Annotated in this window: 23 protein-coding genes; 10 read left to right on the top strand and 13 right to left on the bottom strand. The window is 61.9% G+C overall.

All coding sequences use genetic code 11. From position 1 onward, the window contains the following. Positions 1 to 37: 37 nt before the first annotated feature. Positions 38 to 472, top strand: coding sequence for a DoxX family protein (locus J7E82_RS09630; protein ID WP_214862381.1), 435 nt, complete (start codon positions 38 to 40; stop codon positions 470 to 472). Positions 473 to 557: 85 nt separating this feature from the next. On the opposite strand, the gene aztD is transcribed toward J7E82_RS09630, so the two are convergent. Continuing rightward, positions 558 to 1,907: a zinc metallochaperone AztD gene (gene aztD / locus J7E82_RS09625; RefSeq protein ID WP_251041694.1), complete on the bottom strand. Its 1,350-nt coding sequence runs from the start codon at positions 1,905 to 1,907 to the stop codon at positions 558 to 560. 383 nt (positions 1,908 to 2,290) lie between these two features. Between aztD and J7E82_RS21020 the strand changes: the two genes are divergently transcribed. Together J7E82_RS21020 and J7E82_RS09615 are read left to right on the top strand one after the other, a co-directional pair. Continuing rightward, positions 2,291 to 6,646, top strand: a complete 4,356-nt coding sequence (locus J7E82_RS21020) for an SGNH/GDSL hydrolase family protein (RefSeq protein WP_308113730.1) — start codon at positions 2,291 to 2,293, stop codon at positions 6,644 to 6,646. A 102-nt stretch (positions 6,647 to 6,748) separates the two neighbouring features. After that, the gene (locus J7E82_RS09615; RefSeq protein ID WP_214862379.1) at positions 6,749 to 7,723 is read left to right on the top strand and encodes an acyl-CoA thioesterase; all 975 of its coding nucleotides are present in this window, start codon (positions 6,749 to 6,751) and stop codon (positions 7,721 to 7,723) included. On the opposite strand, the gene dnaB is transcribed toward J7E82_RS09615, so the two are convergent. Beyond that, the gene (gene dnaB, locus J7E82_RS09610; RefSeq protein WP_214862378.1) at positions 7,720 to 9,099 is read right to left on the bottom strand and encodes a replicative DNA helicase; all 1,380 of its coding nucleotides are present in this window, start codon (positions 9,097 to 9,099) and stop codon (positions 7,720 to 7,722) included. The two genes, J7E82_RS09615 and dnaB, sit on opposite strands and share 4 nt — an antisense overlap. A 643-nt stretch (positions 9,100 to 9,742) precedes the next feature. Between dnaB and J7E82_RS09605 the strand changes: the two genes are divergently transcribed. Together J7E82_RS09605 and J7E82_RS09600 are read left to right on the top strand one after the other, a co-directional pair. Then, on the top strand, positions 9,743 to 10,219 hold the full coding sequence (locus tag J7E82_RS09605; protein WP_251041692.1) for a hypothetical protein: 477 nt from the start codon (positions 9,743 to 9,745) through the stop codon (positions 10,217 to 10,219). A gap of 2 nt (positions 10,220 to 10,221) precedes the next feature. After that, positions 10,222 to 10,797, top strand: coding sequence for a hypothetical protein (locus tag J7E82_RS09600; RefSeq protein ID WP_214862377.1), 576 nt, complete (start codon positions 10,222 to 10,224; stop codon positions 10,795 to 10,797). Between the two features lie 21 nt (positions 10,798 to 10,818). Here the strand turns inward: J7E82_RS09600 and J7E82_RS09595 are convergent, their stop codons facing one another. Together J7E82_RS09595 and J7E82_RS09590 are read right to left on the bottom strand one after the other, a co-directional pair. Next, positions 10,819 to 11,190 (bottom strand): zf-TFIIB domain-containing protein, encoded by a 372-nt coding sequence (locus J7E82_RS09595; protein ID WP_214862376.1) that lies wholly within the window; start codon positions 11,188 to 11,190, stop codon positions 10,819 to 10,821. 91 nt (positions 11,191 to 11,281) lie between these two features. Continuing rightward, the gene (locus tag J7E82_RS09590; protein ID WP_214862375.1) at positions 11,282 to 11,902 is read right to left on the bottom strand and encodes an FMN reductase; all 621 of its coding nucleotides are present in this window, start codon (positions 11,900 to 11,902) and stop codon (positions 11,282 to 11,284) included. 153 nt (positions 11,903 to 12,055) lie between these two features. On the opposite strand from J7E82_RS09590, the gene J7E82_RS09585 reads away from it, so the two are divergent. Then, positions 12,056 to 12,478 (top strand): DUF1801 domain-containing protein, encoded by a 423-nt coding sequence (locus J7E82_RS09585; protein ID WP_214862374.1) that lies wholly within the window; start codon positions 12,056 to 12,058, stop codon positions 12,476 to 12,478. A 190-nt stretch (positions 12,479 to 12,668) separates the two neighbouring features. On the opposite strand, the gene rplI is transcribed toward J7E82_RS09585, so the two are convergent. From rplI to J7E82_RS09555, 6 genes are all read right to left on the bottom strand, one after another. Further along, positions 12,669 to 13,121 (bottom strand): 50S ribosomal protein L9, encoded by a 453-nt coding sequence (rplI, locus tag J7E82_RS09580; RefSeq protein WP_214862373.1) that lies wholly within the window; start codon positions 13,119 to 13,121, stop codon positions 12,669 to 12,671. Between the two features lie 17 nt (positions 13,122 to 13,138). Further along, entirely contained in the window at positions 13,139 to 13,378 is a 240-nt protein-coding gene (rpsR, locus tag J7E82_RS09575; RefSeq protein WP_003800144.1) for a 30S ribosomal protein S18, read from the bottom strand. A 125-nt stretch (positions 13,379 to 13,503) separates the two neighbouring features. Further along, a complete protein-coding gene (locus J7E82_RS09570) occupies positions 13,504 to 14,085 on the bottom strand; it encodes a single-stranded DNA-binding protein (protein ID WP_214862372.1) in 582 nt (193 codons plus the stop codon). 52 nt (positions 14,086 to 14,137) lie between these two features. Then, positions 14,138 to 14,443 carry a 30S ribosomal protein S6 gene (rpsF, locus tag J7E82_RS09565; RefSeq protein WP_214862371.1) on the bottom strand — a complete coding sequence of 102 codons (306 nt, stop codon included), beginning with the start codon at positions 14,441 to 14,443 and terminating at the stop codon, positions 14,138 to 14,140. A gap of 236 nt (positions 14,444 to 14,679) precedes the next feature. After that, complete coding sequence (locus J7E82_RS09560; protein ID WP_214862370.1) at positions 14,680 to 15,612, bottom strand: hypothetical protein; 933 nt, start codon at positions 15,610 to 15,612, stop codon at positions 14,680 to 14,682. Positions 15,613 to 15,623: 11 nt separating this feature from the next. Continuing rightward, complete coding sequence (locus J7E82_RS09555; protein WP_214862369.1) at positions 15,624 to 17,171, bottom strand: hypothetical protein; 1,548 nt, start codon at positions 17,169 to 17,171, stop codon at positions 15,624 to 15,626. A 278-nt stretch (positions 17,172 to 17,449) separates the two neighbouring features. Between J7E82_RS09555 and J7E82_RS09550 the strand changes: the two genes are divergently transcribed. Further along, positions 17,450 to 18,142, top strand: a complete 693-nt coding sequence (locus J7E82_RS09550) for a DUF1345 domain-containing protein (RefSeq protein ID WP_214862368.1) — start codon at positions 17,450 to 17,452, stop codon at positions 18,140 to 18,142. Between the two features lie 32 nt (positions 18,143 to 18,174). On the opposite strand, the gene J7E82_RS09545 is transcribed toward J7E82_RS09550, so the two are convergent. From J7E82_RS09545 to hisC, 3 genes are all read right to left on the bottom strand, one after another. Next, positions 18,175 to 18,654: an Lrp/AsnC family transcriptional regulator gene (locus J7E82_RS09545; RefSeq protein WP_214862367.1), complete on the bottom strand. Its 480-nt coding sequence runs from the start codon at positions 18,652 to 18,654 to the stop codon at positions 18,175 to 18,177. Positions 18,655 to 18,821: 167 nt separating this feature from the next. Beyond that, on the bottom strand, positions 18,822 to 20,468 hold the full coding sequence (locus J7E82_RS09540) for a thiamine pyrophosphate-binding protein (protein ID WP_214862366.1): 1,647 nt from the start codon (positions 20,466 to 20,468) through the stop codon (positions 18,822 to 18,824). A 16-nt stretch (positions 20,469 to 20,484) separates the two neighbouring features. Beyond that, positions 20,485 to 21,570, bottom strand: coding sequence for a histidinol-phosphate transaminase (gene hisC / locus J7E82_RS09535; RefSeq protein ID WP_214862365.1), 1,086 nt, complete (start codon positions 21,568 to 21,570; stop codon positions 20,485 to 20,487). Positions 21,571 to 21,898: 328 nt separating this feature from the next. Here hisC and J7E82_RS09530 point away from each other — a divergent pair, with 328 nt between their 5' ends. The 3 genes from J7E82_RS09530 (at position 21,899) to J7E82_RS09520 (ending at position 25,687) form a co-directional block, all read left to right on the top strand. Then, complete coding sequence (locus tag J7E82_RS09530) at positions 21,899 to 23,305, top strand: amino acid permease (protein ID WP_251041690.1); 1,407 nt, start codon at positions 21,899 to 21,901, stop codon at positions 23,303 to 23,305. Positions 23,306 to 23,411: 106 nt separating this feature from the next. Next, on the top strand, positions 23,412 to 23,930 hold the full coding sequence (locus J7E82_RS09525) for a hypothetical protein (RefSeq protein ID WP_214862364.1): 519 nt from the start codon (positions 23,412 to 23,414) through the stop codon (positions 23,928 to 23,930). A 74-nt stretch (positions 23,931 to 24,004) separates the two neighbouring features. After that, the gene (locus tag J7E82_RS09520; protein ID WP_214862363.1) at positions 24,005 to 25,687 is read left to right on the top strand and encodes an ABC-F family ATP-binding cassette domain-containing protein; all 1,683 of its coding nucleotides are present in this window, start codon (positions 24,005 to 24,007) and stop codon (positions 25,685 to 25,687) included. Positions 25,688 to 25,939 lie beyond the last annotated feature (252 nt).

Genomic DNA, 25,939 nt, shown 5'->3' with positions numbered 1-25,939 from the left:
CCGCAAAGCAATAGCTATTCGAAACGGTGATATTTCCATGAACCAGTCCACCCTGACCAACACAGCCCTTACCCTCCTGCGCGTCATCGTCGGCTTCATCTTCGCCGCACACGGCCTCCAGAAGTTCAATGAATTCACCATCGCCGGCACCCAGGCCGCCTTCACGCAGATGGGAGTGCCCGCCGCACAGCTGGTCGCCCCTGTTGTGGCCACGCTGGAAGTGGTTGGCGGAATCGCCCTTATCGCCGGCGTCCTGGCTCGCGTCTTCGCCGCCCTCCTCGCCCTGGACATGCTGGGCGCGCTCTTCCTGGTGCACGCGTCGGCGGGTGTGTTTGCAGACAAGGGCGGATTCGAGTTCGTCCTGGCCCTCGCCGCAGCCTCCCTGGCCATTGCACTGATCGGCGCAGGCCGCTTCTCCGCAGACGCCGCCCTCTTCGGCCGCAGCAACTCGAAGCTGAGCGTCCTGGCGTAACCAACCCAACTGACTCGCAATTGTTGTCGCCACGAGCCCGAATGGCGACAACAACTGCGAGTCAGATGGGCCATCCTGGCGCTTTTTAGCCGGTCACACCGGTCAGTTCGTTAGGAATATGCTCAAGCTCCGCGGTCTTCGCGACGGCGGCCTTCTTCAGGTCCACCGCGTGGATCTTGCGCGCCTCGGGTTCGGTGACGTACGCAGTCGAGCCCTGCACAAAAAGTGTGGGGCGTGGGTCCTGCCACGTCTCCGACTCCTCCCAGGGAGCCACCACGGGAATCGTGGAAGTCACCGTCCCTGACAAGGGGTCGATCACCCGGAGGGCGCCGTCAGTGCCCAGCACCAGCGCTTCGCCGGCCGGGCCGCGACCCAGGGAGCGGAAGGAATAGCTTGTTCCGAGCTCAACCAGCTGAAGTCCACCGGTGCGTGTATCAACAAGGGAAATCCGCGTAGGCCGCTCAAGTGTCGCTTCCTTGTCCACCTTGTAGTCACCCAGGACTATGGGCGACGCCTCGGAGCCGGCCTGGTTACCCATTCGGCCATAGGCGTCAGGGCTTTTTACTTTGGTGATCACCCCGTCCTTATAGATGAGCATCCCGTTCTCGCAGTCAACTACCACGGCGCCATCAGCGGCAGTGGCTTCGCCGTGGACACCCGGGCAATCCTCGTTACGCAGAAGTTCCTCGCGATCCTGGCCCTTCCCTGGTCCCAGAATTGCAATGCCCGTACGTGCTTCTTCGGTGCCGACGGTGACCAGCAACTTCCCCTCCTCCAACGGCACAGCGACGCCGTGATGCGGCGACGGCGTCGTGTAAACGTCCGTGTCCGGGAGTCCTGATTCCAGGCTTGACGCAAGGTCCTCCGAATTAAAGGACTCCACCTTTCCGGAGCCGTCGCTAAACAAGACGGTGAGGTCCTCATGAACAACGACGTGGCCGGCATGATCTGCCTCGAAGGCCCGATCCGTCAGTTGAGGCTGCGCAGCGTAGTGGTGGCCATGGTCGCCGTGCGCCTCGGTCCAGGAACCGGCGTCGAAGACCCGGAAGGCGTCTCCCGTCGAGACCAGTACGTGCCGGCCATCCCCGGCGGGGTTCAGGCGGTTGAAGCCGGGGAGATCGGCGTCGCCCACCGGCGCCAGCGTCTTGGCGTCGAGGACAACGATGCCGCCGTCGTAGGTGTGCATCAGGCGCTTCGCTGGGGCTGAAACCTCCTTGGCAGCTTTGGCCCTGGACTCCTGGCCGGAATTTTCGCCGGCTGCCTGTGCTGCTGACTGATCGCCGTTGCTGCAACCGGCAAGCACCAGAGTGGCGGCAAGCAGCACGGAAGGAACGACGGCGGCGCGCAGGGCGGGACGGGCGGCGGCAGGCCTGGTGGCCAGGCCGAGAGGGACGGGGGCAAGCCTCAGTGGGGAGAGAGTGATCTTTTGGGTCATCCCTAGATGATATTCATTCTCATTTGCATTTCCAAAGCGTGTCCTCTTGCGCCCGCATGATCTGCGATGCCACGCAAGCATTCCGCGAGAAAATGGCATGTCTGTACGTGGGGTGGGGCACATCCTGACACAAAAGAGAACACTTCAGAACAGAAATTCCTTGACGCTTGAAACGATACACTGATAAACATAGGCGTCATGGAAAGCGGTTACCGAGGGATTGTCCGGTTTGAGGCATCACCTGGGAGGCGGAAATATTACCCCTTCGAGCCGCAGTCTTCGTTCCTGACTGAAACGATACAAAATCGCTATAGCAGTCCCGCAACGATATGCAGTCCGACACTGCGGTTGGGCACAACTACGTGTCATCAAAGGAGATGTTCGTGAAAGAACCCTGTCATCGCGCGGCCAGGACGGGCGCTACCGCCCTGACAGCCGCGGTCGCCTCGGCGGCGATCGCCTTCAGCGGCATGCCGACCGTTCACGCCGAGGCCAGCCTGCCGCCAGCAGGCTCAGGCTTTAGCTTCGACTTCGGACCTGGCGCCACAGCCTCCGGGTACACCCCGGTAGATGCCACAACGGGCTACAACCCCGAGCTAAAGTTCGGATTCACCAATACCGATGTCACTACCGGCGCCGACCGCGGAACATCCGACCCGCTGCGCAGTGACTTCGTGCAGGCCCAGGGCAGCACGTTCCAAGTGGACCTGCCAAATGGCGATTACACCGTAAAGCTGATTGCCGGCGATGCGTCGGAGGCCACGAACATCGCCATCACCGCTGAGAAGATGGCCAAGGTCCAGCTAACGGACAAAGCCGCCGGCCAGTACCTGGAAATGGAATTCCCCATCTCCTTGGTGGACGGCCAGCTCAACCTCGATTTCAGCGGCTCGGCCGCGAAAATCAACTCCCTCGTCATCGCGGCCCGTGCTCCCCGAACAGCAACTGTGGACCCCGGCGTCTACCTGGCCGGTGACTCAACGGTCCAAACCTACGACCCCGGCTTTGCACCGCAGGCAGGCTGGGGCCAGATGATCGACCGCTTTTTTGACGACAACGTGGCCTTCTACAACAAAGCCATCGGCGGCCGCAGCTCCAAGAACTTCATCAGCCAGGGCCGCTTGGACGAAATCCTCCGGGTCATCAATCCGGGCGACTATCTGATGGTCCAGTTCGGGCACAATGACGCGACGACCGGCGTGGACGACCGCTATGCCTCCCCCGCGGACTACAAGGAGTACTTGCGCGTCTACGTCAATGGTGCCCGCCAGCGCGGAGCCATCCCCATCCTGGTGACCCCGGTTGGCCGACGCGACTATGACGAGGCCACCGGCAAGTTCAACGTGAGCTTCCCGGAATATGTCGAGAAGATGAAGGAACTCGCGGCAGAGGAGAACGTCGCCCTCGTGGATCTTTCCGCCCTCAGCCGGGCCTACTTCGACGAAATTGGACCCGAAGCCACCAAGTCCGTCTTCCTGCACGTCGATGCCGGCGTCTACCCCAACCGCCCCAGCGGAACCGTGGACAATACCCACTTCCAGGATTATGGCGCCATTCAGGTAGCCCGGCTCGTGAGCGGTGGCGTGAAGCAACTCAATCTTCCGCTGGCTTCCCGCGTCGAGGAGATCGTCCCGCCGTCGTCCGTTCCGTCCAAGCCGCAAGGCCTGGTGGCGGGCAGCGTCTCCAACGCCGGAGCTTTGCTGAAATGGCAGGCAACCGAGGGTGCGGATATTTACAAGGTCTACCGGAAGCTGGCCTCCGAACCCGACTCGGCCTACAAGCTGGCCACTACTTCCACTGTTCCCACGGCAAACCTCTCCGGACTGGCTGAAGGCACCGCGTACTCCGTACGGCTGACGGCCATGAACGCGAAGGGCGACTCCGAACCGAGCGACGCGCTGCCCGTGACCACGAAGGAAGCCAAGTACCGCTTCGACTTCGGCCCGGTGGGAGCTCCCGTTGAAGCCGGCTACACCGAGGTCAACCGCACCATGGCCTACTCAAAGGATCGCGGTTTCGGCTTCAAGGACCTCTCCGTGCTCAGCGACCGCGACCGCGGCGCCGTCACCACCAACCTGCTCCGCGACTTCGTCCTCAGCGGCTCAAGCTTCGAGTTCCAGCTCGACGTCCCCAACGGAACCTACGCCCTGAAGACCTACCACAGCGACTGGATTGGCTCCACGAGGACCGACGTGGCCGCCGAGGGCAAGGGCTTCGGCCAGGTGACCTCGGGCAGGGCGTCCTCCGCTACGAAGATCATCAACCAGGTCCTCGTCACGGACGGCCAGCTTAACCTCACCATCAGCGGCCCAGGTCAGCGCCTGAACGGCCTCGAAGTCACGCCGCTGCTCATTGGCCCCACCAACCTTCGGACCACGAACGTCGACGCCGCGGCGAGCCCACCCGCCGTCGACCTCGCCTGGGACCCCGTAACGGACGCGGCCAGCTACAAGGTCTTCCGCCAGGCGTCCTATGAGACCGAGCCCCAGCTGGTTGCCGGGAACCTCACGGGAACCAGCTACCAGGACACCACGGCGTTCGCCGGGCTGCCCTACAAGTACCACGTGATCGCCGTCGACAACACGGGACTGGAATCCGTGCCGTCCAATATTTTCGAGGTGTCCCTGACTGATCCGAACACCGCCATTCCGTCCGCCCCGGCCAAGATCGACGTCAAGGGCATTGAGAAGACCAGCGTCAGCCTGAAGTGGCAGAAGGTTACCGGAGCCACCGCTTACCACATCTACCGCTCGACGTCGGCGACGGGTCCGTTCACGTTCGCTGGCCGCTCCTCGGAGGTCGATTTCACCGACCATACGGTGCTCACCACGATCAAGTACTACTACCGTGCCACTGCCATTAATAATGGCGGCGAATCGGCTCCCTCTCCAGTCACGGGTACCGAAAGAGTCACAGTCGTGAACCGCCAGATGGAAGCCTTGGACCGGGCACCAGTGGCCATCGCAACCGAGCAGGGAATCCGCGTGGGCTGGCGCATGCTGGGCCGTGACCCGCAGAGCATCGGCTTCCATGTGATTCGCGACGGCGTCCAGCTCACCGTAGACCCGATCCGCAACAGCACAACGTACCTCGACCCTGAAGGCACCACAGCGTCCAAGTACGTGATCAAGGCCGTGGGCAACGGCGCTGACCAACTCACCGCCCAGTTCACGCCGATGAGCGGCAACTACCTGTCCATCAAGCTGGACAAGCCCGCCGACGACTACACGAAGGACGGCCAGCCATACAGCTATTCGGCAGGTGACGCGAGCGTGGCCGACGTCGACGGCGACGGCGCGTACGAAGTCATCCAGATGTGGTCGCCCTCCAATGCGAAGGACAACTCGCAGGCCGGATACACCGGAACGGTCTACGTGGACGCCTACAAGATGGACGGCACCAAGCTCTGGCGCATCAACATGGGCCCGAACATCCGCGCCGGCGCACACTACACGCAACTGCTGGCCTACGACTTCGACGGTGACGGCAAGGCCGAAATCGCCATGAAGACAGCGGACGGCACACGCGACGCAGCGGGTACGGCCATTGGCAACCCCAATGCAGACCACCGCAACAGCAGCGGCTACGTCCTGACCGGGGATGAGTTCCTCACTGTGTTCCATGGCTCCACCGGCACCATCATGGACACGGTCAAGTACGATCCGCCGCGCGGAGACGTGGCCGCGTGGGGCGACGGCTATGGCAACCGCGTGGACCGTTTCCTCGGTGCGGTGGCCTACCTCGACGCCGAACACCCGTCCATGATGTTCAGCCGCGGCTACTACACCCGTACGGTGCTGGCCACGTATGACCTGGTCGGCGGAAAGATCGCCAAGCGCTGGATCTTCGACTCGGACGCCGCCGGAAGCCAATACCGCGGACAGGGCAACCACAATCTGTCCGTAGCGGACGTCGACGCCGACGGCAAGGACGAATTCGTCTTCGGTTCCATGACGATCGACGATAACGGCAAGCCACTCTACACCACAGGCCTCGGCCACGGCGATGCCATCCATACCAGCGATCTGGACCCAAGCCGTCCCGGCCTGGAAACCTTTGCAGTCCATGAGGACATGGGATCGAGCGGCAATCTGGGCGCCACGTTCCGCGACTCGGCCACCGGGGAAGTGCTCTGGAGCATCCCGGCGCTCAAGGATACGGGGCGTGGTGCAGCAGGTGACATCGATCCTCGCCATGCAGGCGCGGAAGGCTGGGCCATCGGCGGCACCGCCGCCTGGAACTCCCCAGTCGGAGAACTGCGCTCCGCCAAGGGCGAGCTGATTGCCAACAAGATCCCTGCAGCCAACTTTCTGGCGTGGTGGGATGGCGACCTGCTCCGTGAAATCGTCGACCACGATTTCGATGAAGCGGCCTACAAAGGAGTACCGACCATCAGCAAGTGGAACTGGAATACCGAATCCAGCGACAAGTTGCTGACAGCCACCGGAGCCAAGTCCAACAACGGCACCAAGGGCAATCCGGCCATCCAGGCGGACCTCCTCGGTGACTGGCGCGAGGAGATCGCGTGGCCGTCGTCGGACAGCACTGAACTGCGGATCTACACCACCACTGCAGGAACAGACGTCCGCTTGCGCACACTGATGCACGATCCCGTATATCGGCTCTCCGTGGCCAGGGAGAACATCTCCTACAACCAGCCGCCTCACCCGAGCTTCTATATCGGAGAAGGCATGGAGACGCCCACGATGCCCGACATCACGTACACGGCTGTTCGCTAGCGCTGTCCACTAGCAAGCGCTGTCCCGGCCACCTCCAACGGTCGGGACAGCGTTTCGCTTTTAAGTCACGTAACGAACACCCGCCCTCAGTAAACTTCGAGCATGAGCGAGCACCCCTCCAATTCAGTCACCCTCCGCTTCCTGGCGGCCCCTACCGACGTCGGGCATAGCGGCTCCGTCGACGCCGGCACCGTCCTGGAGTGGGTGGACAAGGCCGCCTACGCGGCGGCCGTAGGCTGGGCCAAGTCCTACTGCGTCACCGCCTATGTGGGAAACATCCACTTCGCCGATCCCGTGAACAGCGGGGACATGGTGGAAGTCGAGGCTACGATCGTGTACACCGGCCGCTCTTCCATGCACATCCGTACCGTGGTTTCCTCGGGAGATCCCAAGGGTGGACCGGCGACCATGCGCAGCCAATGCATGGTGATTTTCGTGGCGGTGGGCGCCGACGGCAAGCCCATCCGCGTGCCGGAATTCGAGCCGACGGCCGCCGAAGAGATTGAGCAGCGGGACCATGCGCTGGCACGTATCGAGGTGCGCGAGCAGATTGTCCAGGCGATGAACGCACAGGAATACACCGACGCCGGAACTGCCGAGCGGGTGGTCCTCCGCTTCATGGCCGCGCCCACGGACGTGAACTGGGGAGGCAAGGTCCACGGCGGAACCGTCATGAAGTGGATCGATGAGGCGGCCTATGTCTGCGCCTCACGCTACTGCGGCAGGGACACGGTGGCGGTGTTCTCAGGCGGAGTGCGCTTTTACCGGCCACTCCTGATCGGGCACCTCGTTGAGGTCGAAGCGCGGCTGGTGTACACCGGCCGAAAGGGCATGCACATCGCAGTCCATGTCCGCTCCGGCGATCCGAAGGGCCATGAAATGAACCTCACGACATACTGCCTGACGGTGATGGTGGCTCGGGACGAGACGGGGACTTCCGTTCCGATTCCCGCCTGGCACCCCGTCTCAGACGAGGATCGCAGGCTGCACGCCCACGCCCGGGAACTCCTGGAGATCCGTGGCCGCGCACCCGGGAACCGGCTTCCGGACCACCTGCTGCGGGCAGGCGGCGCCTAGAAGCCGCCGCCCGAGTCACCGGCCATGTTGGCGAAGCGGGAATAGTGTCCTTGGAAGGCCACCACAATGTCTTTAGTGGGGCCGTTACGGTGCTTGGCCACGAGGATATCTGCTTCACCAGCGCGCGGCGATTCCTTGTCATAGACGTCCTCGCGGTGGAGCAGGATGACCATGTCGGCGTCCTGCTCGATGGAGCCGGATTCACGCAAGTCCGACACCATTGGGCGCTTGTCCTGGCGCTGTTCCGATCCACGGTTCAGCTGTGACAGCGCAATGACCGGAACCTGCAGTTCCTTGGCCAGGAGCTTGAGCGCACGGGAGAACTCCGAGACTTCCTGCTGGCGGGACTCGACCTTCTTGCCTGAGCTCATGAGCTGGAGGTAGTCGAGGATCACGAGCTTGAGATCGTGCTGCTGCTTGAGGCGCCGGCATTTGGCCCGAATTTCCATCAAGGACATGTTGGGGCTGTCATCGATGAACAGCGGGGCATCGTTCATCCGGCCCATGGTGGTAGCGATCTTGGACCACTGTTCGTCGCGAATGGTGCCCTTGCGGAGGTCCTGCAGGCCGATGGTGGCCTCGGCGGACAGCAGGCGCATGGCGATTTCGTTGCGACCCATTTCGAGGGAGAACATCACTGTGGCCAGGTTGTTCTTGATGGCGGCGGAACGGGCAAAGTCCAGGGCGAAAGTGGACTTACCGACGGCGGGGCGGGCGGCGATGACAATCATCTGTCCCGGATGCAGTCCATGGGTGAGCTCGTCGAGTTCATAGAATCCGGTAGGGACACCAACCATGCCTTCGCCACGGTGGCCTGACGCCTCGATTTCGTCAACCGTGGACTCCATAACGTCCTTGAGTGCCACGTAGTCCTCGGCCGTCCGCCGCTCGGCCACGGCGTACACCTCGGCCTGCGCCTGGTTGACGAGGTCTTCCACTTCGCCGTCCTGGCCATAGCCCATCTGGACAATCTTGGTGCCGGCATTAACCAGGCGCCTCAGGACAGCCCGCTCGGCAACAATCTCAGCGTAGTAGCCTGCGTTGGCGGCCGTGGGCACGGTCTGGATGAGCTCGTGAAGGTACGCCGGCCCGCCGATCCTGTTGATTTCCCCGCGCTTGGTCAGCTCATCGGAGACGGTCACGGCATCGGCAGGTTCGCCGCGACCGTACAGGTCGATGATGGACTCGTAGATTGTCTCGTGTGCGGGGCGGTAGAAGTCGTGCCCCCGAACGATCTCCACCACATCCGCAATGGCGTCCTTGGAGAGCATCATGCCGCCCAAAACGGACTGTTCGGCGGCGATATCCTGAGGCGGCTTCCTACTGGCTTCGGATCCTCTAGTGCCTTCGATCGAGTCCAAGTGCGTAACTGACAAAGCCGTCCTCCATTGTGTACCGCGGTGGAATGGTTGCTGACCGGCGGCGTCAAAGCTCATGCCGCCGGGTGCGCCCAAACGGCTGGAAACCGCGTAGGCGAGACCACTTTTACAGCCCCCTACGACAATTTCCTGACCCGCCCCCAACTTTCCATAACTTATCCACAGGACAATCCACAGGGGCATCCGTAAACGCTGCTACGGAGCCTGAAAGCGAACGTCAAGCACACAAATTTGGCTATCGGGAACGGGTATTTAGCCACGGTAGCCGTCGTTTTCAATGCAACCAAGCCCGCTGCCCCTAGAGGGTGTGGATAAGTTGTGGAATACGTGCTCCTCCTTGTGCACAGCCTGTGCGCAGGCCTGTGGAAAGAAAAATAGTTTGGCCCTTAAACTGCCTCTGACCTGCGAAAACGTCTCAGCCAACGTGTGGACGAAAGGATTTTTTTCCACACGTCATCCACAACCGGCGTGTCGTTCCCATCCCGTTTTTGGACCTAGGCGTGTCGCTGGAGAACCAAACATGTGGAATTTGTGATGGATTCCACAGGCTCCCTGGAGAATTTGACAGCCCACTCTCAAAACCATATGTGGATTGGGGAATATGGTGTGGATAACCTGCGGAAGGGAATAAGCTTTCTGCATGGGACCGAGTATGGGTGATGTGCTTCTCGTCGGTTTTCCAGCGCTGGTCCTTCTTGCCGTCCTCTGGGCCGTCTCAGCAGCTTTGAAGCCCCGAGACCATGGCCTCTCAGACGCCGAACGCTACCAGCGGGAGCTGGCTGCCCGCTCGGCCGCTCACCAGGCGGCGCAGACGCAGGCTGCCTTGGCTGCGCGGGCCAAAATGGAAGCATCCACCAGGCATCGCGACGCTGAACAGCGGCATCAGCAGAATCCACAGGCCCATTCGGTATCAGGGCAACTGGCGGCTTTTGCGCCGGGAGGAACGCCCTCCGGGCATCAGGGCAATATACTTCCGAATGGTCAGCTCAATCCGCAGTTGGCGCTGCAGTTGCGGGCCATGGTCCGCAGCGGCCAGAAGGTCCAGGCCGTCAAGCTCCTGCGGCAAGCCACACACGTGGACCTTTCCACCGCAAAGAACTACATAGATCGGCTTTAGGAATGGAATCTTTGTTGGTGCCTGTACTGATCCTGCTTGCCGTCATCGGCGGCGTCCTGGTGACAAGCCGCATCATTGCCCGTCGCGCAGCCGCATCGAAGGCGGAGTCGGCGCAGCCGTCCGCCCCCAAGGACGCCGCCGAACTTGCGAGGGAATCGGCGGCCAAGCTCAGTGAGGACCAGCATCGGCGGCTGTATTCGCTTATCGCGCAGGGACAGGCCATGGCCGCCATCAAGCTCTATCTGGAGGCTACAGGTGAGGGCCTGCGCGCCTCCCGTGACGCCGTCGGCGCCCTGGCGGCACATCCCCAGCCCTTCCGCGCCCCCGAGCCCGCGCCGCAGGACCTGATGCCCGACGACGACGAGCCCGTCCGCTTCCCGTACCGCTACCGCGCCATCGCCAGCAAGGGCGATGTCACCCGGGAAGTCAGCAGCAACATGCTGAATGACGAAATCTATGGGCGCATTCGCACTCTGGCCAAAAGCGGGGACGTCGAGGCGGCGGCCCTCGCACTGACGAAACATTCCGATATCACCATGAAACAGGCACTCGAGTTCATCGAACTCCTGGAGGATTAGCGGGCTGGTCCAGGGGCTTGCCTAGAAGTCGAAAAGGTCCCCCAGCCATCCTTCCTTCTTTTTCCGGCGACGATCGTAGTCGCGATCGTAACCGGGCTTGCCGTAGTTCCTGTCGCCCTCGTGACGGTCGTCGTAGCGGGGCTTTCCGCGCTGGTCGCCATAGCGGGGATCGAAGTTGTTGTAGAGCGGTGGCGGTGTCATGCCAGGGGCCGGAGCCTGTGGTGCCGGAGCCGCCTGAGCCTGCTGGGCCGCGGGCTGCGAATTGACGCGGTCTATGATCTTGTCCAGCTCGCCGCGGTCCAGCCACACACCTCGACATTGCGGACAATAATCGATCTCCACACCGCTGCGTTCGCTCATGATCAGGTCATTTGAATCAACAGGACATTTCATGTCCAGCCCAACGACCGGCCCTTCGGAAAAGTTCGCTCTGTCAGAAAAGTTCACCTGTCAGAAAAGTTCGCCCTGCCAGAAGAGCTGAGCGTCAGCGGTTGCCTGAGATGCCGGCAAGCAGTTGTTCGAACGGCAGGGACTCAAGCGGTTCGGGCTTCCGTGACGGCTGCCGTCCGCTGAGCAACTGGGTGAATTCAGCAGCCGCCCTTTCCACGCGGGCAGACAGCGAACCGTCGTCGTTGTTTCCCCAGTCCTGTGGTCCGGCAAACACCGACGTGGCAGTCATCCTGGTGCGCAGGTAGGTGAACAGCGGGCGCATCGCGTAGTCAAGGACCATCTGGTGCCGGTCGCTGCCACCTGTGGCCCCGAGCAGCACTGCCTTGCCCTCCAGGGACTTCGGATCCAGGACATCGATGAAGGACTTGAAGAGTCCGCTGTAGGACGCGCTAAAAACAGGCGTCACGGCGATGATCCCGTCCGAGGATTCAACACCTGCGATCACGTCCGCCAGCCGGGGCCCGGCATAGCCGGTGACGAAGTTGTTCGCGATGTCCACGGCCAGGTCGCGGAGTTCGACGACGTCTACCACGGCCTCGTAGCCCGCCTCCGCAAGTTGCCTGCGTACCGAAGCGGCCAGCTGGTCCGCGAGCAAGCGGCTCGAAGACGGCAGACTAAGTCCGGCGGATAGAACGGTAATACGACGTGTCTCCATGACGTCCTCCTGCGCTGAAATCATCAACTGCCTTACATGCATTTGCATCTAAATCATCAAACTGCCCCGGTGTCGCTTTTATTCCGCCGGGCGTTCCTGACCCGGCGATCTCCCTTTGCTGACACAGTGCCGGGTGCGTGCGAAACTACGGTCATGGGAGAGAACAAGACCCGCCCCAGCGATGCGGTGGTAGAGGATTTTCTGGGCTCAGTGGAGCATCCAGTGCGTCGGGAGGACGGTTTTGCACTCCTGGAACTCATGCGTGAAGGGACCGGACAGCCTGCCGTGATGTGGGGCGCCAGCATGGTGGGCTTTGGCAGCTACCACTACAAGTACGACACCGGACGCGAAGGGGATTCCCTCGCCGTGGGATTTTCGCCGCGGAAGGGCAACCTGGCCCTATACGGCCTCACATACTCTCCCGAGGCCGGCAAGCTCCTCCGCAAGCTCGGTAAGCACAAAACCGGAGCTGCCTGCCTCTACATCAACAAACTCGACGACGTGAACCGCTCCGTCCTGCTGGAACTGATCAGGGCCGGCTACAAACACGTGACTACCGAAATGAACCAGGCGTAAAGCAACGCGGGGTCAGTTACGGCCCATCCGTGGCACCACATGGGCGTTAGGTGACCCCGCGTTGGGGTTAAAAGCGAAGCCCCCGCCTCCGGAATCCGGAGACGGGGGCCTGCGAAGCACTCGCGCTACTACTTGCGCTGCGTGATGCCCCCTCGAAGCTTCGCAAGCTCAGCTTCCAGGGAACCCAGCATCACTTGCTTGCTACGACCTCGAGGTCGATGACAGCGGAAACGTCTTCGTGCAGACGAACGTTGGCCTGGTACGAACCGACGGACTTGATGTGGTTCGGCAGTTCAACGTTGCGCTTGTCGATGGCGCCGAGGCCGGCAGCCTCAACAGCAGCGGCGACGTCGGCCGGCTTGACGGTACCGAAGAGACGACCGGACTCGCCGGCCTTCACCTCGAGCGTAACCTTCTTGGAGGACAGTGCAGAAGCCTGGGCCTGCGCAGCCTCGATGGAAGCGTGGGCACGGGCAGCACGGGCAGTCTTGATGGACTCAACCTGCTTCTCGCCACCCTTGCTCCAGGTCAGTGCGAAGCCGCGGGGCAGCAGGAAGTTACGTGCGTAACCGTCCTTGACCTCGACAACATCGCCAGCAGCACCGAGACCGGTTACTTCGTGGGTCAGAATGAGCTTTGCCATGTTAGTTAATCCCTTCCTTAGCCGCGGCCAGCGCCGGAGTAAGGCAGCAGAGCAACTTCGCGGGCGTTCTTGATTGCCTGGGCGATCTTGCGCTGTTCCTGCACGGTCACGCCGGTGACGCGACGTGCACGGATCTTTCCGCGGTCGGAGATGAACTTGCGCAGCAATGCTACGTCCTTGTAGTCGATGACGGTGATGTCAGCGGCCTTCAAGGGGTTGGACTTTGGTTTGGGCTTACGGAGTTCAGCCTTAGCCATCGTGGAGCTCCTTTTCTATGGAGCCCGTGGAATGGATCCACGGGATGGTGGGTGTTCGACGACGATCGCCACCCAGTGCCATTCGGCACGTAAGGCGGGTTCCGGCGTCGGACGTTATTGGTTGTTTAGAAGGGAGGTTCGGAATCCGGGCCGTTGCCCCAGCCGCCAGCGTTGCTGACACCGGGCGTCGCCCAGGGGTCTTCCTGCTGTGCGGACTGGCCGCCGCCCCAGTTGCCTCCGGAGCTGCCGCCCTGATTTGCACCAGCGCCGCCTCCCCCGAAGCCACCGCTGTTTGCGCCGCCAAAGCCGCCGCTGTTTCCAGCGCCGAACCCGCCGCCGGAGCGCTGGGTACGGTTGACCTTGGCAGAGGCGTAACGCAGACTCGGGCCGATCTCGTCGACTTCGAGCTCAATAACGGTGCGCTTTTCGCCTTCTTTGGTTTCGTAGGAACGGCTCTTCAGGCGGCCGGAGACAATCACGCGCATGCCCTTGGTCAGGGACTCCGCAACGTTCTCGGCCGCTTCACGCCACACGGACGCCCGGAGGAACAGGGTCTCCCCGTCCTTCCATTCGTTCGACTGGCGATCGAAGGTCCGGGGAGTAGACGCGATGGTGAAATTCGCTACTGCCGAACCTGACGGGGTGAACCGCAGCTCGGGGTCATTGGTGAGATTACCGATGACCGTGATAGTGGTTTCGCCTGCCATCTACTGCCTCCTTGTTTCGTTCCTGCGGATAAAGATTTGAAGGAAGTGCTGATTACTCAGCAACAACCTTCTGGTCTTCGGGGCGGATGATCTTGGTGCGCATGATGGTCTCGTTAAGACCAAGCTGGCGGTCAAGCTCCTTGGCGGTAGCCGGCGCAGCGGTGAAGTTCACCACGGCGTAGATACCTTCGGACTTCTTCTTGATGTCGTAGGCGAGACGGCGACGGCCCCAGATGTCAACCTTTTCGATGGTTCCACCATCGTTGGTGATGACGTTCAGGAACTTCTGAAGCGACGGCTCAACGGTACGCTCGTCGACCTCGGGGTCGATAATTACCATCAATTCGTAAGGACGCATATGTGAACCCACCTCCTTTGGGCTAAGCGGTTACGGTATTTCCGTAACAGGAGGTTCATTTGCGATTCCGTGCCTCGGCCCGCTTTCATCTACATGAAGGCAGGGCGCAGCACAGACCTTCAATATCTTAGTGCATCTCCTGCATTCAAGCCTATTCGGGCGTGTCGCACAGCAAGGGGTGCGAAGTCGGCTTTGTGGAAAACATGTTCGCGCCTCGCGCGGGTTCCTAATGTTGACTAGTAGCGGCTCAACTCCACAATCACCTTTCCACCTTCGATGCTGACCGCCCCTCGTAGCTGGAACTCGTCTGAATCCGAATCGGGTTTCCAGTCAGGCTTGTCCTTGTTCCACGAGGCGTTTCGCTCGTAGTTGACTGCGGCCAGTCCGGAAGCTCCTCCGGAGAGTCGCCATCCACCATCCGAAGATCGCAGCAGTTCGTATGTCGGTTTCCTTGTCACGGACCACGAGACTCCGCGCACGTCACCAAAGGCGTAGACAGAGAAGGGGCAATTTTCGGGAGACAGTTTGTCCGAAGCGGCACAGCCCGCAAGGGCTACATCGACGTGCTGAGCAACTTCCGCACGCAGGGCTTCGCTCGCTTCTGTCTTGAGTCCCGCACCGTCCGGTGCCTGCTTGCCTGTACCAATAGTCACGAAGGCCTTGGCTTCAACTGCAGCAAGATACTTCTCCTGGACACCCAGCGCGAGCGTGTACTCCCCCGGGAAGGCAGCCAGCGTGAGCGTACTTTTTCGTGAGTAGGCATCGGGGGCGTCTGTCACGGGAACTTCTACGCCGTTGACTCGCACAGCCTCCACAGCTGTATCGACTGTCAGAGTCACGGGTTGGGAAGCGTCTGCAGTCAGCCTCCATCGATCGTCCAGCAGTTCGGGATCGACCTTTGCCAGCCCATAAACGACTTCGGTTTTACGGCCCGACTGGCGCAGTTCCGCACGCACAATAGCCGAATCCCCGGTGACGGTTGTTGAGAGGAGGGAAAATCCATCGATCCTCTTTCCGGCCTTGGCGTAGACGGCGTTGCTGAGGAGCGGCCGCTCTTCCTCCGGAATGTTTGGATCCGAAATGCGCAGTGCCGCCTCCGCATCCCCGTCAATGAGTGCCTGCAAGTAGTCCTCAACCAGTCGGTCCGGCCCGTTTGCGCCCTTAATCACATTCACAGTGATCAAGGAGCCCGCCGCAAGCACCCCGACGCAAAGGCTGCAATCAGCCCTGCCAGGATGCGCTTGCGCTGTTTGGGACTGGGTGTCTTAGCGGGATTCTCATTGTGCAGAGGCTGGAGGGAGCCCATATCGCCTGGTTCGGTGGTAGTCGCAATGTCGGTGGCCGCAACGTCTGATGCAGAACCTGCAGCCGAGGGCGTCCCAAACCCGGCCTGTTTCATCGCAGTTCTCCCGCCGCCTCCTCGTTCTGAGAGCGCAGCCCGGAAACGGACGGGCAGGTAGGGAAGCACAAATGGTGCCAAGTAGCGGGACCCCGCCTCGACCAGCACGCCCCAGAATGCCATTACCGCAACAAACCACGATGCTGCGCCAAAGGAGTAGTCAGCGGTGAACATGCCTGCCATGTCAATCTGCAGCCCCGCACCCAGGAGGACAGTAGCCACGAGTCCCAGCGCTGCGAAGGCGAGGGGTACCGGCAACCAAGCGATCAAACCGGCGGCAGGAACATGGCCACGATGGAACAGCAGCACTGCGGAGCTCACGGCAACGGAAACAAGGGAGAGCAGCACCAAAAGCCAAGCCGCCCATGTTGGAAGGCCGACATCAGCCATGGTTCCGGCGACGCCATAGAAATACCCGTCACTCGAGGATGTCCCCGACGCTCCCCAAAGCTGTGACGTCCGGGCGATACCGTGAAGGCCACCGAGGTGGCCGTCAACAAATAGGTAGCCCGCAACATTCACGACCCACAAAGGTGCCGACAGAGCACCAGCCCAACCGAGCTTGGCCCCCGCAACAATCCACGCCGTTGGAACGGCGATAAGGAAGAAGACGACCACGTGAGCACCCACAGCCGGAAGCAGTCCCTCTGTGAAGCGCTTTGACCACCCCGAACCTGGATCTTGGACCTCCTTGGGACCCGGCCCCTTGACATGTGTGGAGGAACGCCTTCCCAGCCACGACATGCCCGTGACAGCGACAAAGGCAACAATCAGCGGCCAAAGACCGGCAGCACTCACGGGCTCCACTCGCAACCCGCCTATGGCCGGGAAGTTTACGGATGCCACCGCGGCCACGGAGGTAGTGAGGACGGAGAAGACTCCGCCGGCAATAATGGACTGGGCCCAAACCTGGGCCGAGGTTACAGAGCTCACCCTTCCCTCCGCGATTCGTCCCGAGAACCAGGCTGCGGCGAGGCAAATGGCAAGCAGCACCAAGGGAACGGCGGAGGCGGATGCCTCTATGCGGACCTGCCCCAGGAATGGAACACTGCCCTCGGACGTCGTCGATAGCACGCCTAGATGCGCAAGGGGAATGAGCTGTGCGGCGAACTGGCCGAGAATTGACCATCCCTGCCCCAAGGACGTTTCTGGGATGGCGGCGGCTGGCAGCAACATTGTCTGTTGTCTCGCCGAGGCGGCAACTCCGGCAATGGTCAAGGCAGCCAGCGCGAGCGACGCAAGGAAGGCCAGCAAGTAGAGGGCGCCTCCCGCGACGGCGCCGAGCCAGAGCGTCCGGCAATCAATGTCCGCTAGCAGCTTCGGAGGCATGCCCACGGGCATCGCCGGCAGAACCGAACCCGGCCCTTGTCCAACGGCAGGTGGCTGTGAAGCCGGTGGCTGGGAAGCGGTTTCAGCGGATGGTGGTGGCTGATGAGACGTCATGAATCCCCAAATTCCTCGTACCGATACTCATTACGGGCGACGCTATCGGCAGTTCAGGAAGCATTCCAGTCACAAAGAGGAGTCTGTGGATAAGTTCGAGCATGCGCTGTAACACCTCCCTGTTCCAACACACCTGCGGCGCCCTCCTTGACTAGGGTTGGCTCATGGATGGTCCAGTGAACGGTCCGCGGGAAAGCAAGATCAGGCACAGCCGCCTTCGCTTCGTGGTGATGGTGTTCACGGGCCTCGCGGCTGGTTTCTCCGCGGCAGCCAGTGGCCATCTGGTGGAAGCCCCGGCCGTGGGCTGGGGAACAGCTGCATTGACCTATGTGGCCTGGGCCTGGATAGTGGTGGGCCCGATGGATCCGGAGCAGACTCGTGCGCATGCCACCAGCGAGGATCCGTCCCGGGGAGTGACCGACATCCTGATCCTCGCGGCGAACATCGCTAGCCTGGCGGCAGTCGCCGTCGTCGTCATTGATTCCCACCGGGGCGACGGCGGCGGCCGGCTGGGCGGAGGCCTCCTCGCGCTGGCGTCGGTCGCCCTATCCTGGATGCTCGTGCAGACATTGTTCACGCTGCGGTATGCGGAGCTCTACTACAGCAGCGGTGAAGGCGGCAGGAACGACGTCGGCAATGGCCAGGGAGGCGGCATCGACTTCAACCAGGAGGACCCGCCCCGATACACCGACTTCGCCTACCTTGCCACGAGTCTCGGCATGACGTACCAAGTATCAGACACCAACCTGCAAAACCACAGGATTCGGGCGGAGGCCCTCAAACACGGTCTGCTTTCCTATCTGTTTGGCACGATCATCCTGGCGGCCACCATCAACCTTGTGATCGGCCTCGCCTGAGTTCGACTAGGTGCGGGCCAGCTAGCCCCGGGCTAGCCCCGCTTGCCGGAGGCCACCGCCTCCAGCAGCGGCAGCGTTCTTCCTTGGAAGTGGGTGTTAAGCACAATCACGGAGGAGGACCGCAGTATTGTCTTCGTGGCCATCATCGCGTCGAGTACACGCTGCAGGTCGGAATTGGAACGGGCAGCAATACGTGCCATGAGATCCGAACTCCCGGATACGGTATGCATTTCAATGAGCTCGGGGATTTCCGCGAGGGCGGCCACAACGGCGTCGTGCCCCAGGTCCTGGTTGATGGTCAATGAACAGAACGCCACCACGGGAAACCCGAAATGCGACGGTTCAGGATGTGGCACCCACGATCCAATCACGCCGCTGTCGGTCAAACGGTCCAGCCGGGACTGCACCGTTGCGCGTGCGATCCCCAGCACGCGGGAGGCCTCGAGCACCGACGCCCGCGGCGAATTGGTGAAGAATCGGACTATTTTCGAGTCCAATGCGTCCACGTTCATCGTGTCCTCCCGCCTACTGGGGCCCGCAATACAAAGTGCTGCAGTGTCGGCCGATCCTTAGAGCAAACTGCGCCCATGATCTCACGCGGACTTCGTCTCAGGCGGACCTGGATGCAGGGCCGGGTGCACCCGGACATGAGTGCAGGGCCGGTCACTGTAAGAATCTGCTAAGCAGCGGAGAGGATGTCGGCCATGCTTTCGCGCATATAGTCGGCCACGACAGTCTGGGAAATAGCCACATCGAGGATAAAGAGACCCTCGGCGCCCGCAGCCAGCCACTCCTTAAGGGGAGCAATGTCTGCCAGCGAACGCATCTTGATACCGTGGGCGCCCATTGCCCGGCCCAGCGCACTGAAGTCCACTTCGTCGATCTGCATGGCTGTATCGTCCAGACCCCGTACTGCATACTGGTGAATTTCGGCGCCATAGGCGGCGTCGTTGAAGACGACCATGATGCCGCTGGGGATCGTACGGACGGCGGTCTCGAGATCCGCCAAGGCCATGAGGGCTCCTCCGTCACCTGAAATAAGGACGGTGGTCCGGTCAGGTCGGGCCACAGCAGCTCCGACGGCGGCTGGCAGTCCGAGGCCGATGGTCTGGAAGGCGGTTCCAACCATCATCAGGCCCTCCGGGTCGGGGGCCTGGCAGTACATAGGAATCCATCCGCAGAAGTGCCCGCCATCCTGGACGATGCTGCGCTCAACGGGCAGAACGGAATCCAGGAGCTGGGCTACAGCGGGAGGGTTCAATCGGCCATCAGTCGCAAACTCGACCATCGGCTGGTTGGGGAGGAGGGCCCCGTCGGCAATCTCAGCGTGTTCAGCACGCCATCCACCATTAGCGGACGGCTGGACCGTTTCAGCCAGTGACCAGGCAAAGGCGGCGGCATCTGCCTGCACAAAATCGGTCACTTGCTCGCACGTGGGTGCCTCACGTTCGTCGACCTGGACCACAGCAGTTCCTGGAGAGAAGAGGGAGCCGTAGCGGGTCTGGAAGAGGTTCAGGCTTGCCCCAACGACCAGCACAACGTCCGCGCTGCGCATGATGTCCACACGCTCTTGTCGGGCGAAGCCACCCGCGATGCCCAGATCCCAAGGGGAATCAAAGAAGTTCCGCGCCATCACGGACGTGGCAAAGAGGGCGCCGAGCTTGTCGCCCAGTTCCAGGAGGGCTGCCCGTGCCCCTGCCGCCACAGCACCATGGCCGGCGATAATCAAAGGCCGCTGGGCCTGCATGAGCAACGCGGAAATCCGTTGTGTGGCCAGAGCATCAATCTGCAAGGGCCGTTCGGCTACCAAGGTCCGCTGCGGTTGTTGCGGGCCGGCCGGCAGCGCCGAGATGTCATAGGGGATTGCAACCACAACCGGTCTCCGCTCCCGGTAGGCGGTTGCCCATGCTTCTTCCGTGATGCGAGCGGCACTCTCCGGCGTAACCGTCAATGTCTGCACGCCCAGTCCTTGGGCCACGACAACCTGGTCGATGTCCCAGGGCCGGGGGCCGCTGGTCGGGGCATCGCCCACCACCACAACCATCGGGATGCCTGCCTTTGCTGCTTCTGTGAGCGCGGTGAGGCTATTAGTAAACCCGGCCCCGTAGGTGACTGTGGCAATCGCAAGCCTTCGGCAGGCGCGGTGATAGGCGTCGGCCATGGCAATGGTTCCGGCCTCGTGCCGTGCACTGACGTAGCGCATGCCGCGGCTTGTGAGGTTGCTGATAAAGAAGGCGTTGCCGTTGCCCATCAGCCCAAAAGCCACATCGGCGTAGCTGGCGCAGACGTCAGCAACGACGTCGGATACGGTCTGGTTGTTTGTCATGGGGTGTCCTAAGAGATCAGAGTCGGGGAGTCAGTAGGCCGGCGGCCTGCCGGGCCGTGGCCAGGACACGGTCGTTGCTGTCGGGAGTACCGACGGAAATGCGAATACCCTCGCCGGGGAAGGCGCGGACGGACAGCGCGTTGTCTTCGAACAACGAGGCGAGGGCGTCTGTGTGAATCCCGCTGCCCAGCCAGAGGAAGTTCGCCTGCGACGGCAAGACAGGGAGGCCGGCGTCGAGAAGCCCGACGTAAACGCGCTGGCGCTCGGCGACCAGGACATTGATGCGCTCCTGCAGTTCCTTTTCGGCCTGGAGTGAGGCTATTCCGGCCTCCTGGGCCAGGGCGGTGACCGCAAAAGGAACAGCAACCTTCCGCAGATTAACAATCAGCTCAGGGGCGCCGATGGCATATCCAAGGCGGAGGCCGGCCAGCCCATAGGCCTTGGAAAAGGTGTGCAGAACCACAACATTCGGGTGCCGCCGGAAGACATCCATTCCTATTGCAGATTCGGGATCGTCGTTGAAGTGCAGATACGCCTCATCGATGACGATCAGCACCTCCGTCGGCACGGCGTCGATAAATTCTTCGACGGCGGAGGCTGTCAGTACCGATCCCGTGGGGTTGTTGGGATTGCACAGGAAGATCATTCTGGTCCGCGGGGTAACCGCAGCCGCCATTGCGGGCAAGTCGTGACCACCTTCCGGAGTCAAGGGAACAGGCTGGGGAGTTGCTCCCGCAACAGTGATCAGGACGGGGTAGGCCTCAAAGGAGCGCCACGCGAACATCACCTGGTCCCCGGGATTGGTTATGGCGTGAATGAGCTGGGAGGCCACTTCCACTGAGCCTGCACCTAGGGCGACATTGCCGGGGGCGACTCCCCACCTTTCGGCCAGCGCATTGGTCAGCGCATCAGCGGAGATGGAGGGGTAGCGGTGGATATTTGCGGCCGCTGCCGCCACAACTTTCGTGACGGAGGGCAAAGGAGGATACGGGTTCTCGTTGGATGACAACTTGAACGGTTCCAGTCCATGGATCGTCCTAGGGGCAATTCCCTGCTTGTAGGGCGCGATCGCCTCAAGCCCGGCTCGCTGTGCAATGGTCATGTGTCCTCCAGGTGTTGGTAGTCCAGGCGGCCTTGATGCGGGTTCCTGTGGTGTCGGACACACGCTAAAGAGGTGGCTGTGCGGTAGGCAAGTTCACGTTCGCAGGGTGCACAAGCTGTACAGTTTGTCCCTGCATGCCGCCAACAGAATTAGCAGCTTGCACATTGACTTCCGCATTGCTTGCCATCATTGCAGGAGAGTGATTAGCGTCACGTCCGGGCTCCCCAACACGGAGCCACAACGTCAGGGCGCTCAAAGAGGATCGCTCTGAGGTCAATGATCTCCAAGCGGAGGGCATCCGCTTCCACACCCCGATGCGAGGCAACTTATGAACAAGGCAGCCACCCTCGTCCCTCCCCAGGTCATGACCCGGCCTGGACTGGGACAATCCTTGAAATCCAGGCAGTTGACCATGATGGGACTCGGCAGCGCAATCGGTGCGGGCCTGTTCCTAGGGTCAGGCGTTGGTGTGAAGGCGGCAGGTCCGGCCGTGTTGGTCTCCTACTTGGTCGCCGGGACCCTGGTTATCCTGGTCATGCGGGCCCTTGGGGAACTGGCCGCGGCCAACCCCAACATTGGCGCCTTCTCCGTCTACGCCCAGAAGGCTTTTGGCAAAACCGCCGGCTCAACCCTTGGCTGGCTATGGTGGTTCCAACTGGTAGTGGTGATCGCCGCAGAAGCCGTGGGAGCAGCTGGACTCCTCGCCACAGTCATTCCCGGTCTTCCGGTCTGGCTGTTATCGCTGGTTTTTGTCACCGTCTTCACCGCAGTGAACGTGGCGGGAGTGCGCAACTACGGAGAGTTTGAGTTTTGGTTCGCCATCCTCAAAGTCGTGGCCATTGCAGCCTTCATCCTTATTGGCGCCGCCCTCATCTTCGGGTGGCTGCCCGCTGTTGCCTCCCCCGGCCTGTCGAACCTCTTCGGAAACGGCGGATTCGCGCCAACAGGAGTGGCCGGAATTGCCTCGGCGCTGCTTGTGGTGGTCTTCGCCTTCGGCGGAACGGAAATCGTCAGCGTCGCCGCGGCCGAAACGCAGGATCCGGTCCGTAGCGTAGGGAAGGCGATACGGACTGTGGTGTGGCGGATCATGGTCTTCTACATTGGCTCGATCCTGGTGATCGTTACCGTGGTGCCCTGGGATTCCGAGGAACTGAAGTCTCCCTTTGCGGCGGTGCTTGGCGTAGCCAGGATTCCAGGCGCCGAAGCGGCCATCACCCTGGTCGCCGTCGTTGCCCTGCTCTCCGCGCTCAATGCCAACCTCTACGGCGCGTCCCGTATGGTGTATTCACTCGCGGAGCGCGGTGAGGCACCCACGGCCCTGACCCGTCTCAACAGGTCCAAAGCCCCCGCCAGGGCGGTATTCGCCTCCGTCGCCTTCGGCGTCGGCTCAACCGTGCTGGAACTATTCTTCCCAGGCCAGGTACTACCGCTGCTCCTCAACCTGGTGGGCTCAACCGTCCTCGTGGTCTGGACGTCCGTGCTTCTTTCACAGCTGGTCCTGCGTCGGCGAGCAGACCGGGACGGCCATGTACTTCCCCTCAGAATGTGGGCGTTTCCTTATCTGACCTACCTGGCGATGGCCATCCTGGCCACCATCTTCGTCCTTGGTTTTCTCGATCCCGGAGCCAGGACGCAACTGCTGTCTACATTCGCATTGACTGCCGGCATTGCCGTCGCCTGCCGGCTCGCCGAGCGGAACCGCAGCCGCAAAACGGGAGCACTAAGTAAAGACTGACGACCGCGGCGAGGCTTAAGCTGGGCCATGTCCGTCGAGGAGGGACGTCCTGGGAGTCGAAACAAGCGCCCAGGACTGACCCAAGCTACCCAGCCCGGAGGGCCCGATGACTGAACGACGCCTCCTGCCGCAACCATGGCGAAAGCTGCTCCTGGCCCTCCATATGGTTGGTGGCGTCGGTTGGATGGGACTCGACGTCGGACTCCTTGCGCTCGTGCTGACAGGATTAACCACCGAGAGTGGAAACATTGCCGTGGCCATATATACGGCTTTGGGAATAATTGTTCCTCCCTCAGTGATCACGCTTAGCCTGCTGATGCTCCTCACCGGACTGGCGCAGGGCCTGTGGACCAAATGGGGCCTGCTGCAGTATTGGTGGGTGGCAGTAAAACTCGTGCTTGGCCTGATACTGATCGCTCTGGTGTTCTTTGTCCTGATCCCGGCAGTGGAGGGACTGCCAGAGCGGGCGCCCGACATGCCCGACGGCGGAGGCGCGGCTGTGCGGGCGGCCCTCGGTAACGCCCCTGTGCAGCTCCTCTTCCCGCCAGTTGTGTCGTTCCTGTCGCTGGCGTTTGCCCTGGTCCTGGGCATCTATAAGCCCTGGGGAAAGATCCGCGGTTCGTAGGCACGGCTGGCGGGCGAGCCGCTCGTCGGCATGATTGGCGGGCGGACCGTGCAGGCGCTGTGGGAAGATTGGGCGTGGCCCATATTGACGTTTCCGGCATCGACTACTTCCTCTCCGACGGCACGCAACTGCTCAACGGCGTGACCTTCAAAGTCCCGGACGGCAGTAAGACGGCATTGATTGGGCCCAACGGAACCGGCAAGACAACCCTTTTCAAGATCATTTCCGGTGACCTCACGCCCGACGAAGGAGTCATTGGCCGCTCGGGGAACATGGGCATCATGCGCCAGTTCGTGGGCCAGGTACGCGACGAATCCACCGTCCGCGACCTGCTGCTGTCGGCGGCTCCCCCTGTCCTGGCTGCCGCTGCCCGGGCTGTCGACGAGGCGGAGCTCGCCATGATGGAGCACGACGACGAGCCAACCCAGATGCGGTATGCCCAGGCAATCGTGGACTGGGGAGACGCCGGCGGCTATGACGTCGAGACGGTCTGGGACGAAGTGTGCATGGCCGCCTTGGGCCTGCCGTTTGACCGCGCACAGCACCGCCCGGCGTCGAGCCTCTCCGGCGGCGAGCAGAAGCGGCTGGTGCTGGAAGCGCTGTTTTCCGGCCCGGACGAACTGCTCCTCCTTGACGAGCCGGACAACTACCTGGATGTCCCGGGCAAGCGCTGGCTTGAGGACAAGCTCAACGAGTCCAAAAAGACTGTCTTCTTCATCAGCCATGACCGCGAACTACTGAACAACGCTGCCGGCCGGATTGTCACCTTGGAACCGGGTATCAACGGCGCCGGGGCCTGGGTGCACGGCGGCGGCTTCGGCTCCTATGTTGGGGCCAGGGCTGACCGCAACGCCCGCTTCGAAGAACTGAGGAAGCGCTGGGACGAGGAGCACACGAAGCTCAAGGAACTCGTCAACATGTACAAGACCAAGGCGGCATTCCGCTCGGACATGGCCAACAAGTACCAGGCGGCACAGACACGCCTGGCAAGATTCCTGGAAGCCGGACCGCCGGAGGCACTGCCCCTGGAGCAGAACGTCCACATGCGGCTCCGCGGCGGACGAACCGGGAAGCGAGCTGTCGTCGCCGAAAAGCTGGAGCTAACCGGCCTCATGAAGCCATTCTCCAGCGAGATCTGGTTCGGTGACCGGGTAGGGGTCCTGGGTTCCAACGGTTCCGGAAAGAGTCATTTCCTCCGCCTCCTGGCCGCAGGGGGCACCGACCCGGACCGCGAGCATCTTCCCGTTTCGGACGTCGTCATTGCTCCCGTTCCGCATGAGGGAACAGTCAAGCTGGGCGCACGCATCCGGCCCGGTTTCTTTGCCCAGACCCATTCGCGGCCAGACCTGCTGGGCAGGACACTCCTGGACATCCTGCACCGCGGAGACGAGCACCGTTCAGGGTTGGGGCGCGAGGCTGCATCCGGCGCTTTGGATTCCTATGGCCTGGTGGGACAGGCCGAGCAGAAGTACGAGTCACTGTCCGGCGGCCAGCAGGCACGGTTCCAGATCCTGCTCCTGCAGCTTTCGGGGGCCACCCTCCTGCTTCTGGATGAGCCGACCGACAACCTGGACCTGCACTCCGGCGAGGCACTGGAACGGGCCATTGAGGCCTTCGAAGGAACGGTGCTTGCCGTGACCCACGACCGCTGGTTTGCAAGGTCTTTCGACCGCTTCCTGGTCTTCGGCTCAGACGGAAAGGTCTATGAGTCCGAGGAACCGGTCTGGGACGAGGCGAGAGTCGAGCGCGCCCGCTAGCGCGCCCTGACCTTTCACTACACGCTCACTCTCCTTTAGTCCCCTTTTTTGGAATGCTCTCTCAAACATCTGGCGGCGGGATGTGCGGGAGGGTCGGGTTGCCTTGATCTGGCCGTTGCGATAATAGAAGACCCAGTGGCCCTGGCGTTCGCCGTCAACGTACTCGCCTCGACCGGAAACTTTTCCATCCTTGAACAGTTTCCTCTGCCATGGCGTGAGCCTACCGGTTCCTGCCCTGTACGCATGAAAGAA

Origin of the sequence: Arthrobacter sp. ISL-30, from assembly GCF_018613855.1 — a bacterium.
Lineage (GTDB): Bacteria > Actinomycetota > Actinomycetes > Actinomycetales > Micrococcaceae > Arthrobacter.
The sequence above is the reverse complement of the archived record's forward strand: the minus strand, read 5'-3'. Positions and strand labels throughout refer to the sequence as shown.

Coding starts and splice junctions, on each gene's coding strand:
- J7E82_RS09540 (WP_214862366.1), bottom strand. CDS start 20,468: ATGACAAACAACCAGACCGTATCCGACGTCGTTGCTGACGTCTGCGCC.
- rplI (WP_214862373.1), bottom strand. CDS start 13,121: ATGGCAAAGCTCATTCTGACCCACGAAGTAACCGGTCTCGGTGCTGCT.
- J7E82_RS09595 (WP_214862376.1), bottom strand. CDS start 11,190: ATGAAATGTCCTGTTGATTCAAATGACCTGATCATGAGCGAACGCAGC.
- J7E82_RS09600 (WP_214862377.1), top strand. CDS start 10,222: ATGGAATCTTTGTTGGTGCCTGTACTGATCCTGCTTGCCGTCATCGGC.
- aztD (WP_251041694.1), bottom strand. CDS start 1,907: ATGACCCAAAAGATCACTCTCTCCCCACTGAGGCTTGCCCCCGTCCCT.
- J7E82_RS09590 (WP_214862375.1), bottom strand. CDS start 11,902: ATGGAGACACGTCGTATTACCGTTCTATCCGCCGGACTTAGTCTGCCG.
- J7E82_RS09605 (WP_251041692.1), top strand. CDS start 9,743: ATGGGACCGAGTATGGGTGATGTGCTTCTCGTCGGTTTTCCAGCGCTG.
- J7E82_RS09550 (WP_214862368.1), top strand. CDS start 17,450: ATGGATGGTCCAGTGAACGGTCCGCGGGAAAGCAAGATCAGGCACAGC.
- J7E82_RS09615 (WP_214862379.1), top strand. CDS start 6,749: ATGAGCGAGCACCCCTCCAATTCAGTCACCCTCCGCTTCCTGGCGGCC.
- J7E82_RS09555 (WP_214862369.1), bottom strand. CDS start 17,171: ATGCCTCCGAAGCTGCTAGCGGACATTGATTGCCGGACGCTCTGGCTC.
- J7E82_RS09570 (WP_214862372.1), bottom strand. CDS start 14,085: ATGGCAGGCGAAACCACTATCACGGTCATCGGTAATCTCACCAATGAC.
- J7E82_RS09525 (WP_214862364.1), top strand. CDS start 23,412: ATGACTGAACGACGCCTCCTGCCGCAACCATGGCGAAAGCTGCTCCTG.
- J7E82_RS09545 (WP_214862367.1), bottom strand. CDS start 18,654: ATGAACGTGGACGCATTGGACTCGAAAATAGTCCGATTCTTCACCAAT.
- hisC (WP_214862365.1), bottom strand. CDS start 21,570: ATGACCATTGCACAGCGAGCCGGGCTTGAGGCGATCGCGCCCTACAAG.
- rpsR (WP_003800144.1), bottom strand. CDS start 13,378: ATGGCTAAGGCTGAACTCCGTAAGCCCAAACCAAAGTCCAACCCCTTG.
- J7E82_RS09630 (WP_214862381.1), top strand. CDS start 38: ATGAACCAGTCCACCCTGACCAACACAGCCCTTACCCTCCTGCGCGTC.
- J7E82_RS09585 (WP_214862374.1), top strand. CDS start 12,056: ATGGGAGAGAACAAGACCCGCCCCAGCGATGCGGTGGTAGAGGATTTT.
- J7E82_RS09530 (WP_251041690.1), top strand. CDS start 21,899: ATGAACAAGGCAGCCACCCTCGTCCCTCCCCAGGTCATGACCCGGCCT.
- rpsF (WP_214862371.1), bottom strand. CDS start 14,443: ATGCGTCCTTACGAATTGATGGTAATTATCGACCCCGAGGTCGACGAG.